This is a genomic window from Gordonia sp. NPDC057258, assembly GCF_042668985.1.
Classification (GTDB): Bacteria; Actinomycetota; Actinomycetes; order Mycobacteriales; family Mycobacteriaceae; genus Gordonia; species Gordonia hongkongensis.
Map to the genome: position 1 here is coordinate 45,875 of NZ_JBHUXZ010000023.1, position 20,365 is coordinate 66,239.

Annotated in this window: 8 protein-coding genes; 5 read left to right on the top strand and 3 right to left on the bottom strand. The window is 68.6% G+C overall.

The window, feature by feature from the left end:
• From ACFUEJ_RS16320 to ACFUEJ_RS16340, 5 genes are all read left to right on the top strand, one after another.
• A complete protein-coding gene (locus ACFUEJ_RS16320; protein ID WP_058250936.1) occupies positions 1–1,014 on the top strand; it encodes a cutinase family protein in 1,014 nt (337 codons plus the stop codon).
• Positions 1,015–1,248: 234 nt separating this feature from the next.
• Complete coding sequence (locus ACFUEJ_RS16325; protein WP_058250937.1) at positions 1,249–2,259, top strand: LLM class F420-dependent oxidoreductase; 1,011 nt, start codon at positions 1,249–1,251, stop codon at positions 2,257–2,259.
• A 257-nt stretch (positions 2,260–2,516) separates the two neighbouring features.
• A complete protein-coding gene (gene fadD32 / locus ACFUEJ_RS16330) occupies positions 2,517–4,418 on the top strand; it encodes a long-chain-fatty-acid--AMP ligase FadD32 (RefSeq protein ID WP_058250938.1) in 1,902 nt (633 codons plus the stop codon).
• Positions 4,419–4,534: 116 nt separating this feature from the next.
• Positions 4,535–9,868 carry a polyketide synthase Pks13 gene (gene pks13 / locus ACFUEJ_RS16335; protein WP_247450929.1) on the top strand — a complete coding sequence of 1,778 codons (5,334 nt, stop codon included), beginning with the start codon at positions 4,535–4,537 and terminating at the stop codon, positions 9,866–9,868.
• A 50-nt stretch (positions 9,869–9,918) separates the two neighbouring features.
• Positions 9,919–11,469, top strand: coding sequence for an acyl-CoA carboxylase subunit beta (locus ACFUEJ_RS16340; protein WP_068970990.1), 1,551 nt, complete (start codon positions 9,919–9,921; stop codon positions 11,467–11,469).
• Positions 11,470–11,732: 263 nt separating this feature from the next.
• Here the strand turns inward: ACFUEJ_RS16340 and ACFUEJ_RS16345 are convergent, their stop codons facing one another.
• The 3 genes from ACFUEJ_RS16345 to ACFUEJ_RS16355 all read right to left on the bottom strand — a co-directional run bounded on the left by ACFUEJ_RS16345 (position 11,733) and on the right by ACFUEJ_RS16355 (position 20,181).
• Positions 11,733–15,215: an arabinosyltransferase domain-containing protein gene (locus ACFUEJ_RS16345; protein WP_247450931.1), complete on the bottom strand. Its 3,483-nt coding sequence runs from the start codon at positions 15,213–15,215 to the stop codon at positions 11,733–11,735.
• Complete coding sequence (locus ACFUEJ_RS16350) at positions 15,208–18,618, bottom strand: arabinosyltransferase domain-containing protein (protein WP_388030590.1); 3,411 nt, start codon at positions 18,616–18,618, stop codon at positions 15,208–15,210. Before ACFUEJ_RS16350 ends, ACFUEJ_RS16345 begins: the two co-directional genes overlap by 8 nt.
• A 354-nt stretch (positions 18,619–18,972) precedes the next feature.
• A complete protein-coding gene (locus ACFUEJ_RS16355) occupies positions 18,973–20,181 on the bottom strand; it encodes a DICT sensory domain-containing protein (RefSeq protein ID WP_068970989.1) in 1,209 nt (402 codons plus the stop codon).
• Positions 20,182–20,365 lie beyond the last annotated feature (184 nt).

Sequence of the window (20,365 nt, forward strand, 5' to 3'; positions counted from 1 at the left end):
GTGGCCGCTCGACGCAACGCCGCGGGCCGCACCCGGAAGGGTCCCGTCCGGCGGCTCGGCGCTTTCGCGCTGCTCCTCCTCGCGCTCGCGGTCATCGCGATCGTGCTCATCGTCGTGCTGGTCCTGGTGTGGCTGGCTCCGGGACCCGCGCCGATCGGCCCCGGCGGGCCGTCGACGACCCCGCCGTCGAAAGAACGGCCGGATGCACAGCCGGCGGACTGCCCGGACGTCCTGACCGTCGTCGTGCCCGGGACCTGGGAGTCCAGCGCCGACGACGATCCGTACGCGCCGTCGGCGAATCCGAACTCGTTGATGCTGCGCGTGTCGCGTGCCCTCTCGAATGACTTCGACTCGTCCCGCAGCGAGATCTACACCGTTCCCTACACGGCGCAGTTCCGGAATCCGACCAACCTCGCCGACCGGCAGGCCGACTACAACGTGTCACGCACGCAGGGGTACAAGCGCGCGGCGGGCAAGATCATCTCCACCAACGAACGCTGCCCGCTGACGAGCTACGTGATCATGGGATTCAGTCAGGGTGCGGTCATCGCCGGCGATCTGGCCAGCAACATCGGCAACGGCCGGGGCGTCCTCGAGGACGGTGACCAGGATCTCGTGCTGGGCGTCGGGCTGATCGCCGACGGTCGGCGCCAACCGGGTGAGCAGAACGACATCGAGCCGAGCCCGAACGGCGTGGGTGCCGAGATCGCGCTCGGCGGCATGGGCAACCTCGTTCCCGGCATCTCCATGACCGGCCCGCGCACCGGCGGTTTCGGCGACCTCCGTGACCGGGTTCAATCCATCTGCGCCCCGGGCGATCTCATCTGTGACTCGCCGACGATCGTCAACCCGCTGGCGGCGGTGTCGAAGCTGGCGAACGCGGCGTCGAACCCCGTCCACGCGATGTACGCGACCACCCGCTACTGGGAGAACGACGGTCAGACCGCGACCCAGTGGATGTACGACTGGTCCAAGGATCTCATCGAGGACGCACCCCAGCCGAAGCACAACTGACCGGCAGCCTGCCGGTCACGGCTGACCGGATAGAAGCGTCTTCAGACGCGACTCACCCGACCGCCCGCATCGTCGAACTAACCGGCCGGTAACCTCTTGTCGCGGCTGCGGCCGATTCGTTTGGCGGCGCCGTCACGCTGCATTAACGTGTTGGGCTGGCCCGAGGAACACCGCAGTGCGCCGCAGACGCCGCACGCGACCTCACCAGCCGGCGATCACGATGAGAGGACAGCGATGACGCAACCCCCGAGCGATGCCGGTGCCACCTCGGCCGGATTGCGGAGGTTCCGCTTCGGCGCGGGTGGTGAGGGCAACAAGGACGAGGGCGGTGCCCGCAAGTTCGTCAAGCTGGCGCAGACGGCCGAGGAATACGGTTACGACACCTTCGCGGTGCCCGACCACCTCGGCAACCAGGTCGGTCCGCTCGCGGCCCTCGGCGCGCTGACGCAGGCCACCAGCACGATCCGCCTCGCGACCTCGGTGCTGGCCAACGGCTGGCGTCATCCCGCCCTCCTCGCCAAGGAGGCCAACACGATCGACGTCCTGAGCAGGGGACGACTCGAGTTGGGCATCGGCGCGGGGTGGATGAAAGAGGAGTTCGACAAGGCCGGCATCGAATTCGAGTCGCCCGGCGTCCGCATCCGTCGCCTCGACGAGGCGCTGACCGTCCTCGACGGCCTGATGCGCGGGGAGACGGTGAACTTCGACGGCGAGTTCTATCAGATCAACGGCCTCGAGGGGAGTCCACGGCCGCGGCAGGGACCGCGTCCGCCGATCGCCGTCGGCGGCGGTGGACCCAAGATGCTCGCCCTGGCCGCCAAGCACGCCGACATCATCTCCGTCGCGCCCGGCACCACCACCGACGGCAAGATGAAGCTGTCCGACATGACCATCGAGAAGACCGCCGAGCGTGTCGACCGGATCCGGCAGGTCGCCGGCGACCGGTTCGACGAGCTCGAACTGAACTGGACGATCGCTGTCATCGTCATCACCGACGATCGGGTCGCCACCGCCGAGATGGCGCTGAAGGCGCTCGAACAGGGCTATCCGCCCAACATCGCGCACGACACCGAGTTCACCGTCGACGACGTGCTGACCTCGCCGTACATCGCGATCGGGAGCTTCGACGAGATCGCCGACCAGATCCGGGAGGTGCGCCGCCGCACCACCATGTCCTACGTAGGGGTGTTCCCCACGCAGATGGATGCTTTTGCGCCCGTGCTGGCGCAATTGAAGGGGGAGTAGGATGGCCGACGGTCTCGCGAGTCAACAGCGAGGTGACGGGTCGGTGAACCCGGGGGCGCGCGTCGAAGGGCGACGCGCGCTCATGCGAAGCCGAGCATGACGAACGCGAGTTTTTCGTTGGGTAACTGGACGTGCGCTACCGTATCCCGCGGTCGGCACAGGACGTGGACAGCAGGACTGCGTGGTGGTGTCGCCAAGACCTCGCCGGAGAACTGCGCCCGCGTGGGGGAGTCCACGAGGGGGCACAGGAGTAATGAATGCTGAGTACTGAACTCGAAGACTTTCTCGATGAGACCGGGAACATCTCTTTCACCGAGGAAGCGACCCTGGTCGACTACGTCGAGCAGAACGTCCGCGAACAGGCCGACACACTGGCCTACCGGTTCATCGACTACAGCCGCGAACGCGATGGCGAGCCCCAGGATCTGACGTGGGCGCAGTTCGGCAAGCGACTCCGCGCCGTCGCAGCACGTCTGCAGCAGGTCACCAAGCCGGGCGACCGCGTGGCGATCCTCGCGCCCCAGTCGCTGGAGTACGTGATCGGGTTCTTCGCGGCGCTCTACGCCAGCAACGTCGCCGTCCCGCTGTTCTCCCCCGACGAGCCCGGACACACCGACCGACTGCACGCGGTCCTCGACGACTGCAAGCCGACCGCGATCCTCACCTCGACGAAGTCCGCCGAGGCGGTGCGTGACTTCTTCGCGCCGCTGCCGGCCAAGGAGCGACCGCGCGTCATCGCCGTCGACGCCGTCCCCGACTCGGTCGGGTCGAGCTGGGTGGCACCGGTCGCCGGTCAGGACAAAAACAAGGACACCGTCGCCTACCTGCAGTACACCTCGGGTTCGACGCGCGTCCCGGCCGGTGTGGAGATCACCTATCAGGCGGTCGCCGCGAACGTGCTGCAGATCTCCGACACCATCGGCATCGATCGCAAGGCCCGCGGCGTCACCTGGCTGCCGATGTTCCACGACATGGGTCTGCTCACCGTGATCCTGCCTGCGCTCGGCGGCCGCTACATCACGATCATGAGCCCGCAGGCCTTCGTTCGCCGTCCCGGTCGCTGGATCAAGGAGCTCGCCGCCGCCGCCGACGGCGCGGAGACCTTCGCCGCGGCTCCCAACTTCGCCTTCGAGCACGCCGCCGCGCGCGGTCTGCCGAAGGAGGGCGAGGAGCTCGACCTCTCCAACGTCATCGGTCTGATCAACGGGTCGGAGCCGGTCACGGTCAGCTCGATGAAGAAGTTCAACGAGGCGTTCGCGCCGTACGGGCTGCCGAAGACGGCGATCAAGCCCTGTTACGGCATGGCCGAGGCCACGCTGTTCGTGTCCGCGACGCAGCGCGAGAACGAGGCGAAGGTCGTCTACGTCGACCGCGACGACCTCAACGCCGGCAGTTTCACCCTCGTCGACTCCGACGCGCCCAACGCGGTCGCGCAGGTGTCGTGTGGTCAGGTCGCGGTGAGCCAGTGGGCCACCATCGTCGACACCGAGACGGCGACCGAACAGCCCGACGGCCATGTCGGGGAGATCTGGTTGCATGGTCTGAACATCGGCGCCGGCTACTGGAACAAGCCGGAGGAGACCGAGGAGACATTCCACAACAAGCTCGTCACCCCGCTCCCGGAGAACAGTCACGCCGAGGGTGCGCCCGCGGACGCGATCTGGATGCGCACCGGCGACTTCGGGGTCTGGCTCGACGGTGAGCTCTACATCACCGGGCGAGTCAAGGACCTGGTGATCGTCGACGGCCGCAACCACTACCCGCAGGACCTCGAGTACAGCGCGCAGGAAGCCAGCGACGCGCTGCGCCCCGGCTTCGTCGCCGCGTTCTCGGTGCCGGCCAATCAGTTGCCGGGCGAGGTGTTCGAGTTCGCCGGCAGCGGTTTGAAGCCCGACGCCGACGACGCGTCCGAGCAACTGGTCATCGTCGCCGAGCGCGGACCCGGCCGCAAGGCCGACCCGCAGGAGGTCGCCGACACCGTGCGTGCCGCGGTGGCCCAGCGTCATGGCGTGATGGTCCGCGACGTCCTGCTGGTTCCGGCCGGCTCGATCCCGCGCACGTCGTCGGGCAAGATCGCGCGGCGCGCGACCCGTGCGGCCTACATCGACGGCAGTCTCCGGGGCGGCTACAAGCAGACGGCGTTCCCGGACGCCGAGTAGCGAATCTGCGGACCCGGGCGGGGTGAGTGCGTCGAGTTGCCGCGCCCGGACACCCCGCGGGCTGATAATGCACCCGGCACCAGTTCAGGTGCCCCGAGATCAGTAGTCTGGAAGCGATGTCTGAACTGAATACCGACGAGGCCCGCAGTATCGATTCCGCCGCGGCCGGCACCGACGGCGAGACCGCCGGTGACCTCACTGTCGACCAGCTTCGTGATTGGCTGCGCGAGTGGGTGTCACAGGCGACCGGGCTCCCCGTCGAGCAGATCGCCGTCGACCGTCCCATGGAGGAGCTCGGTCTCTCGTCTCGCGACGCCGTGGCGCTCGCCGCCGACGTCGAGGACAAGACCGGGGTGATCCTCACCGCGACGGTCGTCTACAACCATCCGACGATCGCCACGCTCGCGCAGCGCATCATCGAGGGCGATCCCGACGAGGGCGCCGACGGCGATGCGGACACCTTCTGGCGGCGCGAGCGCACCGCGGACGACGACATCGCGATCGTCGGGCTCTCGACCCGGTTCCCGAAGTCGGGCACGACGCCCGAGTCGACGTGGGACGCGCTCATCGCCGGCGTCGACGGTGTCTCGGACCTGCCCGCGGATCGGTGGTCGGAGTTCCGGTCCGATCCCCGGCTCGTCGAGATCCTCGACGCGGCCAACACCAAGGGCGGTTATCTCGACGACGTCCGCACGTTCGACGCCGACTTCTTCCAGATGAGTCCGCGCGAGGTCGAGATGGTCGACCCGCAGCAGCGTCTCGCGCTCGAGCTGACCTGGGAGGCACTCGAGCACGCGCACATCCCGCCGAGCGATCTCAAGGGTGCGCCGGTCGGTGTGTTCATCGGCTCCTCCACGAACGACTACCAGCTGCTGGCGACCCTCGGCCTGAGTGAGGGCGCCGAGGACACCGCCGCGTATGCGCTGACCGGCACCTCCACCGCGATCGTCGCGAACCGGGTGTCCTACTTCTACGACTTCCGCGGGCCGTCGATCGCCCTCGACACCGCGTGCTCGTCGTCGCTGGTGGCCGTTCATCAGGCCGTCCGCAGCCTGCGGACCGGCGAATCCGACCTCGCGCTGGCCGGCGGCGTCAACATGATCATCAACCCGGCGGCCACCCTCGGTTTCGACAAGATCGGCGCCCAGGCGGCGGACGGGCACGTGAAGGCGTTCTCCGCCGACGCGGACGGATTCATCCGCGCCGAGGGTGGCGGCCTGTTCGTCCTGAAGCGACTGTCCGACGCGCGCCGTGACGGTGACGACGTCCTGGCGGTCATCGCGGGCTCGGCGGTCAACAGCGACGGTCGCTCGAACGGTCTACCGGCACCCAACCCGGAGGCGCAGGTCGACGTCCTGCGGGACGCCTACGCCGACGCCGCGATCGATCCGCGCACCGTCGACTACGTGGAGGCCCACGGCACCGGGACCATCCTCGGCGATCCGATCGAGGCCGACGCCCTGGGCCGCGTCGTCGGTCGCGGGCGTCTGCCCGGCTCGCCGATGCTGCTCGGATCGGTCAAGACGAACTACGGCCACATGGAATCGGCCGCGGGCGCGGGTGCTCTGGCCAAGGTCGTGCTCGCGATGCAGCACGGCACCATCCCGGCGTCGCTGAACTACAGCGGCCCCAACCCGTACATCCAGTTCGACGCCAACAATCTCAGGGTCATCCCGGAGGCCACCGAGTGGCCGCGCTATTCCGGTCATGCCGTCGCCGGTGTCTCCGGATTCGGTTTCGGCGGCACCAACGCGCACGTCGTCGTCCGCGAGGTGCGGCCCGAGGATCTCGCGCCGGCGTCCGCGCCCGCAGGCGATGCGGGCGCATCCGAGTTGCCCGCGTCGGCGTCGCTCGTCGACGAACCCGATCTCGACGACGACGACGTCTACCTCACCGAGGCCGAGCGCGCCGTGCTCGCCGCGCAGGCGAAGAACATCGATCCGGTGATCGAGGAGACCGCGCCGGATCCGGCCGCCGGATTCGCCCCGTGCGCGGTCGAGGGTTCGGTTGTGCCGCTGGTCATCTCGGGCTTCCTGCCATCGCGTCGGCGCAAGACCGCCGCGGACCTGCTCGAGTGGCTCGAGTCCGACGAGGGACGGTCGACGCCGCTCGCCGACATCGGCCGCGCGCTGGCACACCGCAACCACGGACGCTCGCGCGCCGTCGTCATGGCCCGTACGCACGACGACGCGATCACCGGTGTCCGCGCGGTGGCCGAGGGCAAGAGCAATCCGCTTGTCTACTCGTCGGATTCGCCCGACGCCGCGTCCGCGGTCTGGCTGCTCTCCGGCTTCGGTTCGCAGCACCGCAAGATGGCCAAGCAGCTCTACACCGAGAACCCGATCTTCGCCAAGTACGTCGACCGGGTCGACGAGCTGGTGCAGAACGAGCTCGGGTACTCGATCGCGGAGATGTTCGTCGACGACGAGCAGACCTACGGCATCGAGCAGAGCCAGGTCGGCATCTACACGATCCAGGTCGCGCTCGCCGACACCCTGCGGCACCACGGCGCCGAACCCGGTGTGCTCGTGCCGCATTCGATGGGCGAGGCCTCGGCCGCGTACATCAGCGGCGGTCTCTCGCTCGAAGACGCGACCCGGGTGATCTGCCAGCGCTCGCGCCTGATGGGCGAGGGCGAGTCGATGCTCCAGGGCGACGACATCCGCCTGATGGCGCTCGTCGAGTACAGCGCCGAGGACATCACCGACGTCCTCACCGACTACCCCGACCTCGAGATCTGTGTCTACGCCGCTCCGACGCACACCGTCATCGGCGGACCGGAGTCGCAGGTCGACGCCATCGTCGAGCGTGCCGAGAAGGAGGGCAAGCTCGGACGCAAACTGGCGACCAAGGGCGCCAGTCACACCTCGCAGATGGACCCGCTCCTGGGTGAGCTGGCCTACGAACTCACCGGTATCACGCCGTTGCGGCCCACCACCGGGTTCTACAGCTCGGTCGACCGCGAGGTCTTCTACCGCGCCGGTCACGAACCCGTCCACACGATCGACTACTTCACCAAGGGCCTGCGCCACAGCGTGTGGTTCAGCCAGGCGATCGCGAAGTCGGTGGAGAACGGCCACCGCACCTTCCTGGAGCTCTCGCCGAACCCGGCCGTTCTGATCTCCGTTGCCGCGGTGACCTTCTCGGCTGGGCTGCACGACGCCGAGCTCATCGAGACGCTGCGGCGTAAGGAGGACGAGAGCTACGGACTCGTCAACGCGCTGATGAAGCTCTACGTGCACGGACATCCGGTCGACGTCGCGTCGCTGTTCGGTCGCGGTGGTCACGCGGCCATTCCGCGTACCCGCTTCGAGCGCAAGGAGTTCTGGCTCACCGCGAAGATCTCCTCGGGCGGCTCGGCCGGCACGGTCCCGGGATCGCACGTGGCACTGCCCGACGGCCGTCACGCCTGGGAGGTCAACGCGGCCGCGGTCACCGATCCGCGTGAACTGGTGCGTGCCGCGGCGGCCCAGGTCCTGGCGAATGCGGCTGTCGGGGCGTCGGTCGCGCACAGCGCCATCCCGGCATCGGGAACCCTCACGACGACGCTGAGCCCGCATCCCGGCGGTGCGGCGGTGACCGTGCACGCCAAGGCGGACAAGAACTTCCAGCTGCTGTTCGAGGCGGCGGTGACCGGCGACCTCGACGACACCGCAGGTGAGGTCACGGCCGCGCCGGCAGCCCCGGCACGGTCCGGTGCCGAGGTGTTCGCCGATGACACGGTGGTCGTCGAGGACGACGTCGTAGACGACATCGGCAACCGATGGAACCCCGAATCCGGTGAGACGGTGGGTGATCGGCTCGCGATCATCGTCGGCGAGTCCATGGGCTACGACCCCGAGGACCTGCCGCGCGAGATTCCGCTGATCGAGCTCGGTCTCGACTCGCTGATGGCGGTGCGGATCAAGAACCGCGTCGAGTACGAGTTCGACATCCCGCAGCTGCAACTGCAGGCGATGCGCCAGGCGAACCTCGCCGACGTCGAGAAGTTCGTCGACTTCGCGGTGACGCATCGCGATCAGCTCGACGATCTCGCCCAGAATGCCGCCGGCGGTGGCGAACTCGACACCGCGGCGCTCAATGCCTACATCGACGAGCAGAACGCCGGCGGTGGTGAGTCGGCAGCCTCCGCACCGGCCGGTCAGTCCGACGAGCCCGGCGAGCAGTCGCCGGAGCCGAAGCGGCACATCGCCGAGGATCTGGCCGACGTCGAGCAGGCGGTCGCGAACTCGCCCGAACCGGAGGTGTCGTCACGCGAGGAGGCGGTCGAGGAGTCGGCCGCTCCCGCGGCAACCCCGAAGCCGGCCACCGACATCACCTCGCAGCGGGCCGTCGCCGAGGCGGCCGGCTCGGACGTGCCGCCGCGGGATGCCGCCGAGCGCTTGACCTTCGGCACGTACGCGGTGGTCACCAAGGCCTCGGCCGGCGGCATCTTCAACAAGCTGCCGGTGCTGTCGGAGGACGTGGCCCAGCAGCTCACCGATCGCCTCAACGAGCGCACCGGCGGGGATCTCGACGTCGAGGACATCCTCGACTCCGAGACGATCGAGGAGATGTCGAACTACGTGCGCGAGCATCTCAATGCCGGCGCGTCGACCGACGGGTTCCTGCGCTACCTGCGCCTCGTCCCGGACGGCAAGAAGGTCTATGACCCGTCCGCCGGCGATCCGACGCCGATCCTGCTGTTCCATCCCGCGGGCGGGAACACCTCCGCCTATGAGGCGCTGCTGAAGCGTCTGCCGGCGGACCGGCCCGTCATCGGCTTCGACCGTGGAGTCGAGGGATCGATCGAAGACCGTGTGCGCGAATACCTTCCGCGCCTGCGTGAGCTGCAGCCGAACGGCCCGTACGTGCTGGTCGGCTGGTCCTTCGGCGGTGCGCTCGCCTATGGCGTCGCGCAACTCCTGCGTGAGGCCGGGGAAGAAGTTGCCTTCGTGGGCCTCATCGACGTGGTGCGCCCTCGCGCGGACATGACCGAGACGCCGGACAGCAAGCGGGCGCGGCTCGAGCGGTGGAAGGAGTTCGCGATCCGCAACTACGACCTCGACCCCGATGTACCGATCCCGATGGATCGGCTTGTGGAGGCCGACGACGAGGGGCAGTTCGCGATCATCATGGAGATGATGTCGATGTCGGGCACCAAGATCCCCGGCGGCATCATCGAACACCAGCGGACCTCGTTCATCGAGAACCGCGTGCTGAGCAGCATCGCGCCGGAACCCTACGACGGCAAGGTCGTGCTGTACCGGGCCGACAAGATGCACGCCGGCGCCGTCGAACTCGAACCGCAGTGGGCCGAGATCGACGAGGACGGCCGCTGGGGTGAGGTCGTCGACGATCTGGAGATCATCCATGTCGGCGGTGACCACCTCTCGATCGTCGACGAGCCGTACATAGCCAAGATCGGTAACGACCTGGCCGCGCGGGTCGGACGGCTCGATGAGCAGTAGCGGCACGGCTGCTCATCGTCAATCAGTGGTCGCGTAGAAAGTGAGACACCGTGGCTGACACCACCGCAGGCAAGCTCGCCGACCTCCGTCAGAAGTTGGAGGCCGCTCGCGAGCCGGGAGGCGAGAAGGCGCTCGCGAAACGCGCGGCGAAGGGGATCTGTTCTCCGCGTGAGCGTCTGAGCATGCTCTTCGATCCCGGGACCTTCGTCGAGATCGGTGCGCTGGCGAAGATGCCGGGTGCGGCCGAGAGTGGTTACGGCGACGGCGTGGTCACCGGACACGGGCTGGTGCACGGGCGTCCGGTGGCGGCGTTCTCCCACGACCAGTCGGTCTTCGGTGGAACCGTCGGTGAGATGTTCGGCCGCAAGGTCGCCTCGCTGATGGAGTGGGCGGGCAAGATCGGATGCCCGATGGTCGGTATCAACGACTCGGCCGGTGCGCGGATCCAGGATGCCGTCACCTCACTCGCGTGGTACGCCGAGATGGGTCGCCGCAACGATCTGCTCTCCGGTCTCGCGCCGCAGATCTCGGTGATCCTGGGCAAGTGCGCCGGCGGCGCGGTCTACACCCCCGCCAACACCGACATCCTGGTGGCCGTCGAGGACAAGTCGTACATGTTCGTGACCGGACCCGATGTGCTGAAACAGGTGAACGGCGAGGAGATCTCGGCCGAGGACCTCGGCAGCGCGCACAATCAGGCGCGGTGGGGCAACATCCATCACGTCGCCCCCGACGAGAAGTCCGCGTTCGACTGGGTCCGTGAGTACCTGCAGTACATGCCGTCGAGTGCCTACGAGCGGCCGCCCGTCGTCAACCCGGGTCTCGAGCCGGAGATCACCGAGTCCGACCTGTCGCTCAACGACTTCATGCCCGACAACGACAACGCCGGGTACGACATGCACGACATCATCATCAAGCTGTTCGACGACGGCGCCTTCCACGAGGTGGGAGAGTTGTTCGCGCCCAACATCATCACCGGGTACGCACGGGTCGACGGCCGGTCGGTGGGTGTGGTCGCCAATCAGCCGAGCGTGATGTCGGGTGTGCTCGACACCGACTCGTCGGAGAAGGCGACGCGTTTCGTGCGCATCTGCAACGCCTTCAGCATCCCGTTGGTGTTCCTGGTAGACACCCCGGGCATCCTCCCGGGTCTCGCGGAGGAGCAGAAGGGCACCATCCGACGCTCCGGCCGCTTCCTGTACGCCTACGTCGAAGCCGATGTCCCCAAGGTGACCGTCGTGCTGCGCAAGGCTTACGGCGGCGCCTACGCGGTGATGGGCAGCAAGCACCTCGGTGCCGACGTCAACTTCGCCTGGCCGACAGCGAAGATCGCGGTGATGGGCGCCGAGTCGGCGGCCGCGGTGCTGACCCGACGTCAGACTGAAGGTCTCTCGGCCGCCGAAGCCGACAAGATCCGGCGTGAGTTCATCGACTTCTACAACACGATGATGGCGACCCCGTACCTCGCCGCCGAGCGGGGTTACGTCGACGCGGTCATCGAGCCGTCCGAGACCCGGCTCCAGTTGCGAAAGGCGTTGGCGCAGTTGCGCGACAAGCAGGTCCTCAAGACCCCGCGCAAGCACTTCCTGATGCCGATCTAGCGACGGGCCTCGCTCCGCTCTGAGGTGCGAGCGCTACCTGTACCGCCCTCCGCTCCCTGATCGAGAAAGTCGCAGATCCCCTGCTCCCTGAGGAGCGAGCTTGCGAGCTAACCTCCTGCTCCCTGAGGAGCGAGCTTGCGAGCGTCACGAAGGGTCTTGGTGACTCGGGTCGCGAAGACCCCTTCGTGACGACGCGCCCTCCGCAAGGTCCGGGCGCTCCTCGGGGAGCAGAGTGCGTGGTAGTGCGCGGGTAGCAGGACTGCCTAGTTCTTCACCGCCCGCATGGGTCCCGGGGTCCAGAGTCCGTGGTGGGTGTCGGTGGTGATGGTCAATTCGGCGTCGGTCTGCGGGAGGATCGGGGTCAGGCTCTGAAGCATGCCCCAATCCTTGGCCCAGTCGTTGCGCAGGTACGACGGGTACACGCGCGGCCGCAACTCGTTCTCGATGATGCCGAGCGGGCCACCGGAGTCGCCGGCCATCCAGCGCTGGGAGTTGACCCGTTCGCCTTCGCGGTCCGGCGAGATCCGCCACTCCGGTGTCTCCAGAACCCCGTACTTCACCTGGGCGGGACGCTGACACGGGAAGGCGAGACCTGCCTCCCAGTCGATGAGCACCGGATCCTCGCTGCCCACCAGCGAATTCAGCGTCACCATCGACGAGACGCGTGGCGGGGTGACGGCCAGCCACTGGTCGCGCAGCGTCGAGGTGTCCTCGGCGAGAACGCGGACCACCGTCGCGCCCGGGGGCGCCTGGTCCATCGGGAAGCGCAGGTTGCGCCACTCGGGGGCACCACCGATGTCGAGCGGCACCATCTGACCGGCCGGTGCCACCGTGCCGTCCGGCGCGACGCGGCCGAACTGCAGTCGCACTCGCTGTCCGGGCCGGGTGACGGCGAGGTCGTCGATGTACTCGACCTGCCCCGCCACCGACATCGTGACGAGCGGCTGCTCGCCGGAGGGGTTCTCCGGCAACTGATACCAGTCGGACGTGAGGCGTCCGGTGCCGCTGGGGGAGTTGTAGGTTCCGAGGACCGGGGTCTGGCTCGGTGACAGACCGAACGGCAGCTTCACGGTCGACCCGTTGACGCCGGCCTGGGCGGTCTGCCCACCGCTGGTGTCGCTGGAACCGGTCGTGGTGTCGGTCTCGGCGCTGGTTCCGTCCTCGGTCGGATCGGACTGGGTGCGGTCGACTTCCGCGGTCGAGGTGCCCGACGAGGACTCCTCGGCTTCCTCTTCGGTCTCCTCGGACAGGTCCGACGCCACTCCGTTGGGGTCGAACCCTTCCATCCCGGTTCCGGCCAGCGCGGCGCCCGGCGACGGGTTGTCCTGTCCCGCCACTCGCGCGGGTGACAGCAGTCCGGCGTTCGGATCGTCCTCCACCAGTACGGCGTCGGCGAGCGCGCACGGCTGTCCTTGGAGCGCGTTGACGTTCGAGCTCAGCCACGACCACGAATTGCGCTGCGTCCAGTCCGCTTTCGCGAATGACACCAGGGTGAACAGCAGCATGATGGTCGACACGACGATGATCGACGGGCTGCGGAGTCGGGCGAACACCGACCGCGAAGTACCGGTCCGGACGGCGTCGTCGACGTAGTCGTCGCGGAAGTGTTGCCACAGACCGAGAGCGGTCAGCGCCACCGCCACCGCGAGGATCCCGGTCCAGAGCGGAATGCCCCGGACGTCGGGAACCGCGTCCCGCCAGGGGATTCCGTAGCTGCCGACGTACCACCACTGGTTGCGTCCGGAGAATGCGAGCGCCAGAACATATGCGCAGGCGGCGGCGAACAGGGTCCGGTTGCGGCGACGACGCATGATCGTGCGATCGGCGCAGGCGGTTGCCACCGCGGCGAGCGCGCCGCCGATCGCGGCGTACACGCCGAGCTGGTGGGTCCACTTGGTCGGCAGGAATGCCATCAGCACGGCCGAGCCGGCGACCATGGCGACCAGACGCCACGTGGGTGCGGTGGCGATGCCGGGCAGGCGGCGCCGATTGAGCAGCATGACCACGACCAGGACGAAGCAGGTGAACACGATGAGAATGCCGAAACGCCGGGCGATTCCGCCGTCGGCGGTGGGGTTCATCAGCATGTAGTAGCGCATCGGCTCTTCCCACCACTTGTTGGTGGGGCCGACCTGCCCGTTGACCGAGACCGCCTCCAGGATCGGTGCCAGCGGCTGGTCGGCGAAGATCTCGAACATCACCGCGAGCCCGGCGGCGAGGATCGGGAGGAGAAGCGGCCACAGACCGTCGCGCTTGCGGCGCACCGCGAGACGTTTGATCAGCGGCCGGATGCCGGCGATCAGGGCGATCGAGGCGATGACGCCGGTGGGATGGATGGTGAGGGTGAACGCCGCGGAGATGATGCCGATCGTCAGCGGGAAGAACCGGCCGGTGGCGATCGCGCGCTCGACGCACACCCAGGTGAAGATGGTGCCCAGCGCGATGAGCGGTTCGACGCGCAGTCCGTTGTTGTACGGCATCCACACCGCCAGGAAGACCAGGGCGGCAGCCCAGATCGCCGCCGTCGACTCGCGGACGGCCCGCCCGAGGCGGGGGATCGCCGCCCTGCTGATCAACCACCACGACGCCATCGCGAACATGAACGGCAGCACTCGCAACCACGGCGTCGCGGTGCTGATCTCCATCCACGCCGACAGGTAGTGGTAGTGCCAGCCGAACGGATCCTGCGGGACACCGAAGTAGCGGTAGTAGTTGTCGAGATAACCGGCCTCGCCGGCGATCCGGCCGACCGTCACCTGGTATCCGTCGTCGGCGGTGTTGCCGCCGACGAACAGCCAGATCAGCAGCACCAGGGTGACGACTCCGTCGACCGGGCGTACGCGCCACCAGCCCGCCGGGAAGATCTTGTGATGGCCGCGCGCGTCGCGGGCGTCGAGGACCGCCAGCGCGGCGAGGGAGAGGATCGTCGACGCGATGCCGAGGACCAGCAGCCAGAACTTGAGTGTCGTGGGCGTGGAGACGAACCGGGTGTCGATGGTCGACCGGAAGGAGAGTCCGTCGGTGCTGACGTCGGCCGGAAGGCTCGAGTACACACCGATGATCTGCGGCCGGGCGTTGGGATCCCGCAGATCGAAGGACCGGACGGCGCCGGTGTCATCGTCATTCGGCGCGCTCGCGCCGCTCCCGGCGCCGGCGGCGTTCTCCGGCAGGCCCTGGATCGACCCCCGCGTGCCCTCGGTGTCGGATTCGACGACGATCCGGCAGTCCGGCGCCGACTGTGCGGCCGCGCGAGGAGTGTTGAGCAGCACGACGTTTCGTTGCACGACCTGGAGCGAGTCGGCGGTGGCCCGGACGAAGAGGCCGACCTTGCCTGCCTCCGCGCCGCCTTCGGGCACCGTCGACAACAGCACTCCGCCGGACGAGGGCAAGGATGCGCCGAGTGCGCACGGAACCGTGACGTCCATCGAGACCGGGACGAACGACACGTTCGGTGCGGCGACGTTCGCCACCGAACCCTGTTGCGGCCAGGTCAGTTCGGCCTTGGTGTAGTCGACCGGCAGGAACGGGCTGAGCAGTGCGAGCAGGATGCCCACGATGCCCGCGGTGATCGCGACGATACGCGCGGTGCCGGCGTGGCGTTCGGCGAAGCCCGGGCGGCGGTCGCTCACGAATGGCGCGGTGTCGGCGGGACTTCGGGAAGAAGTGTCGGTGTCTGCCACGTCTGCCTGGTTCTCTCCGGGGTGCCGCGTCGCCGGTTCGGCGTGCGAGTGGTCGGGGTCAGTCATCTTCGGGCACCACCCTGATCGGGCCGGGGCGCGACCATCCCCAGGTGGTCGACGTTCCCGTCTGCACGTCCGCGGGTCGCGCCTGCGGCACCAGCGGGGTCAGGCGCTGCAGGTTGCCCCACTCGCGGTACCAGTCGTCGTCGAGGTAGGTGGCGAGGGTCGACGGCCGCGTGAGCGCCTCCACCGGCGCCAGCAGGCCGCCGTCCTCGGTGGCCATCCAGGTCTTGGACTGCGAGTTGGCGATCCACGACTCGGGCAGGATGCGCCACTGCGGGAGGTCGAAGACGCCGTGGTGGGCGGTCATCGGACGCTGGCACGGGAACACCGCGCCGGCGGCGAAGTCGATGAGCACGGGGTCGGTGGAGCCGACGACGGTCTGCAGGGTCTGCAGCACCGGGGCCCGCGGCGGGGTGATCGCGAGCCACTGGTCCGGGTCGAGGTTGTTGTCCCGGGCGACGATTCGCATCACGGTCGCGTCAGCGGGAACGCGGTCCATCGGGATGCGCAGGTTTCGCCACGGGCGGTTGGTCCGCTCGGGGTCGATCGGGATCGCGGGCGCGCCGACCTCCTCGAACTGTCCGTTGGCAGGAACATTCGGCCCGCTCGCTTCGCTCCCGGCGCCGGCTTCGGGCTCCCTACCGAACTGAACCTCCAACGCCTGCCCGAAGTTCGGGACGCCGTCCCGGTCGAGCGTGAAGACCGCGCCGGCGGCGGTGATGACGATCAGCGGTGAGGAGTCGCGGGCGGGCAGGCGATACCAACCGGTGGTCAGAGTGGCCTGGCCGCTGTTGGTCTCGTGGCTGCCCAGCACGGGTGTGGTCGCCGGATCGAGGCCGAATGGCAGTGCCGCGGTGCTGCCGTTGACGCCGCGAGGCCCGACGCCGCCGGTGGTTCCCGGGTTGCTGCCGTAGACGATGAATGTCTTCGACAGGTCCGCGGAGGTGTTCATCGCGCCGGGTTTCTGGGCGCCGGCCTGCGGTGTGAGGTCCGGCTTCACCCCGTCGGGACGGAATCCCTGGGACTGACCCTGCAGCGTCGACGACGCCGTGCCGCCGTCCGCCGGCGTCAGCATGCCGCGATTGGGATCGGGTTCGACGAGCACGGAATCGGCCATCGCGCAGGTGTTTCCGCGCGCGGAGTCGAGATTGGCGGACAGCAACGTGAAGGTGTCCGCGCGGCTGGTCGCGGCCTTCGCGAACACCGCGAGTTCACTGACGACGATGAGGACGGCGATCACCGCTATCGGTGCGGACGCGACCCCGATGCGCCAGCCGGCGGGCGCGGCACCGCGGTCATGGGCGAGGCCGGTCTCGTCGACGAAGTCCATCCGGAGGTGTTGCCAGATGGCGAACAGCAATGCCACCACCGCGAGCGCGAGGAGCACGGTCGACACCTGGATCCCGGCGACGACAGGTGCCTTGTCGAACCAGGCGATGCCGAAGTTGTAGGGCCACGGCCAGGCGTTCTTGCCCGCCGCCGCGGCCGCGCACGCCACCAGCAGCCCGGCGACCAGGATCGACAGGTTGCGGAGCGTGCGGCGCGCCGCCTGCCCGATCGCCACGCAGGCGACGGCGGCCAGCGCCGCGCCGAGGCCGGCGAAGATGCCGAACTGGATGGTCCACTTCGTCGGCGTGAACGACAGGAACAGGATCGTCAGCAGGGAGGCGCCCAGTGCCCGCCACACCGCGCCCGGATCGAGGCCGTCGATCCGCTTGCGGCGCAACATGATCGCCAGGACGACGAACATGGACACGGCGAACAGGAGCACCGGGATGCGGCGGGCCAGGGCGCCGTCGGTGGTGTTCACCGCGAGGAAGTAGTAGCGCAGGAGTTCCTGATACCACGCCAGCGTCGGACCGACCGAGTAACGGATCCGCAGGGCCTCGAAGACGGTCGCCAGGGTCTGGTCGCGGAAGACGATGATGACGACCAGCGCCACACCCGCGAGAAGGGGGGCGAGCAGCGGCAGGAGCCCGTCTTCGGCGCGGCGTCGGACCAGGATGCGGAGCATGGGCCGGGCGCTCGCGATGAGCAGGGCGAGCGCGACGAGACCATGCGGGGCCAGGGCGAGCGTCAGCGCCGCGGTGAATGCGGCGATGACGGCCGGCAGCATTCGTCGCGTCGAGACCGTGACCTCCACCGCCCACCAGGTCGCCAGGGTGCCGAGGACGATGATTCCCTCGCTGCGCAGCCCCGAACACATCGGGAGCCAGAACGCGAGGAAGACCGCCGCGCCGGTGAGCATCGCCCACTGTGACCGCCGCACGGCGCCACCCAGGCGGGGCAGGAGAACTCGGCTGAGGATGAACCAGGCGGCCAGGCCCGCGAAAAGCGACGGGAGCCGCATCCACAGGCCGGTCGTCGAGATGGTCGACCAGTACGCCAGGAAGTTGTAGTACCAGTCGAACGGCGCTTCGGGGATGCCGTAGAAACGGTAGTAGTTCGCGAGGTATCCGGCGTCGGCGGCGTTGCGCCCCATGTTGAGGATGTAACCGTCGTCGGGTGACCCCGCCCCGAGGAAGTGCCAGACCACCAGCGTCACCGTCACGCCGATGTCGGTGGGGCCGGGCCGCAGGACCCGGCGCCACCGGAGGCGCCGGCCGACTCGTCGGTGATAGCCGTGGATGCGGTCGAGGCGTCCGACGGCCACGAGCGCGACGATCGCGGCTCCGACACCGACGACCATCACCACCCACTTGAGGATCGACGGCGACGAGTCGAAGCGATCGTCGATCTCGAGGCGGACGTCGACACCCGGGGCGGCCCGGAGCTGTTCGGGCGTGAGGTCGGTGAAGATGCCGGCGATCTGCGGGTTCGACGCCGGTTCGGCGAGGCCGACGGCGCCGCCGCCCGCGATCGCCGGTCCCGGGGGCAGACCGACGAACTGCGCGCCGGTCGTCGTGGCGTCGGAGAAGATACGGAGTTCGGTACAACCGGCCAGCGCGTCCCGCGGCACCGAGGCGAGCGTCTTGTTGCGGTTGGCGACGGATACGCCGTTCGCGTCGGCGACGACGAACAGCCCGTTGTCCCGCGCATTCACCGCGGCCGCGGGCATCGTCGACAGCACGACGGTCGACGTGTCGGCGGGGGTCGTCGACAGCACGCGACACGGGATCGAGATGTCGACGTTCCGGGCGGTCTGCGCCACGAGCGGAGCCGTGACCGATGCCGAAGTGCCGGTCTGTTGTGGCCATGTGATCGACGCCGTCGAGGTGCTGACGGGCAGGAACGGGGTCAGGATGCCGGCGACGACGGCGATGAGCCCGGCGACCGCGGCGACGAGCGCGACGGTGCGGGACTGCGGTGCGCCGGACGCACGCTGGGCAGCAGCTCCAACGGTGGTGTCGGCGTTGCCAGCGGACACTTCAGGCGACTTCGGCACAGGCGCATCGTAGTCAGCCATGCTGTGACAAACCCAAATCCCCTGACCGGATAGCTCGACGTGGCCTGGGTGGCTTCGACACGGCTCCTCGCTGCGCTCGTCACCTGCTCAACCAGCGGGAGAGGCGAGGCCGCCGGATCCCCTCCTGCTGGCCGAGCAGCGTCGTCCGAGCGCAGCGAGGCAGCCGGCTCCCCGCCCGCTGGCCGAGCAGCGTCGTCCGAGTGCAGCGAGGCAGCCGGCTCCCCGCCTGCTGGCCGAGCAGCGTCGTCCGAGCGCAGCGAGGCCGCCGGCTCCCCGCCTGCTGGCCGAGCAGCGTCGTCCGAGCGCAGCGAGGCCGCCGCGTCCGTCGAGGTCACTTCCCGCGCGCGACTCGGATCAGGAGAACCGCATGAGGATCGAGTGCACGGCCTGGGTGACGGTCATGCGGTCGTAGGTCTGCACGAACTCGAAGGTGCGCTCGAGATCGGGACCGGCGTCGTGCTGGTCGCGCGCCGAGAGCAGCGCCGCGAAATGCGGCCCGAGGACGGCGACATTCCACTCGTTGATCAGGTCGTCCTCCGCGTCGAGCGGCGCGCGGTGGACGTTCCCGTCCCGGATGTCGGGCAACCCGACACCGTAGACCCCGGCCAGACCGGTCTTCTCCGACATCTCCCGCCACCGCTTGGCGGTTCGCGAGGTGAAGTGTTCGGCGAACTGGAAGGTGCCCAGCACGATCGCGGCACCACCGATGGCCGCCTGCTCCTCGAGTGCCTTGCTCATCTCGATGAGCAGGCGTTTGTTGCCCATACGCGGCGGGATCGAGGTCGACGCGATGCGGTACGGCGTCGACTTGTCCGGGCCGGGGGTGGTCCACACCGGCATCTCGGGCAGCGGCACGACGGTCCGGCTGGCGAGGACGGACGGGTCGGTCACGGCGGGATACAGGTCGCCGATACCGAAAGCGGCGCCCATCGTCTGGGCGGTGATCCGGGTGGCCTCGTCGTCGACGCCCTCGGCGATGACGACGGCATGGCTGCGTTCGGTGTGCGCGGCCAGCGCGTGGGCGAGGTGCGCGGCGTCGGAGCTGGTCTGCGACGTGAGCAGTTCGGCACCGGTGACGATGATGTCGGGTTCGACGAGGGAGAGCAGCGTGGCCGCGTGCTCGCTGCGGACGAGCCCGTCGACGCAGATGATCTTGCCGGCCGCCCGGGCGCGGGCGACGCGGGCGAGTGTCCGCTGCGGGCTGCGTTCGACGGCGTCGGGGAGGATGACCATGACGTGACGTTCGAGGCTGCGCGCCGTCTCGTCGTCGAGGTTGTCGATCAGGTCGAGATCGAGGGAGACCAGCAGCGGCAGGATCTTGGCCAGCGACTGCGCACGTTGGGACGCGGCCATCTTGCGCTTGCGCTCGTCGAGTACAGGGTGTTCTTCGACGAGACGGGCGGCGCGTTTGAGGGCGGCGGCGGTGGCGAGCCGGGTACCGGCCGGCCCCCGGAGCTGCAGTTCGACGGCGGCGAGAGCGCCATCGGACAGCCGGCAGACCGGCGCGAACTGCATGTGGAGCTCCAGATCATCGAACAGGGTGAATGATCGCGTTTCGGACACACGTGCCTCCCCGTCAGAGCGGAAAAGCGCTCCGATCGATCTGGTGGACGCGGTTTGCTTCACATCCTGTTCGCGGCATCAGCCTGTGGTCAGCGTAACAAACCACGAACCGTGGACATGGTCGAGAAGCCCTTGGTCCCTGAGGTCCCAAGCGGCGCAAGGTATTCGGCTGTGTATCCGGGTG

Coding starts and splice junctions, on each gene's coding strand:
- fadD32 (WP_058250938.1), top strand. CDS start 2,517: ATGCTGAGTACTGAACTCGAAGACTTTCTCGATGAGACCGGGAACATC.
- pks13 (WP_247450929.1), top strand. CDS start 4,535: ATGTCTGAACTGAATACCGACGAGGCCCGCAGTATCGATTCCGCCGCG.
- ACFUEJ_RS16350 (WP_388030590.1), bottom strand. CDS start 18,618: ATGGCTGACTACGATGCGCCTGTGCCGAAGTCGCCTGAAGTGTCCGCT.
- ACFUEJ_RS16325 (WP_058250937.1), top strand. CDS start 1,249: ATGACGCAACCCCCGAGCGATGCCGGTGCCACCTCGGCCGGATTGCGG.
- ACFUEJ_RS16345 (WP_247450931.1), bottom strand. CDS start 15,215: ATGACTGACCCCGACCACTCGCACGCCGAACCGGCGACGCGGCACCCC.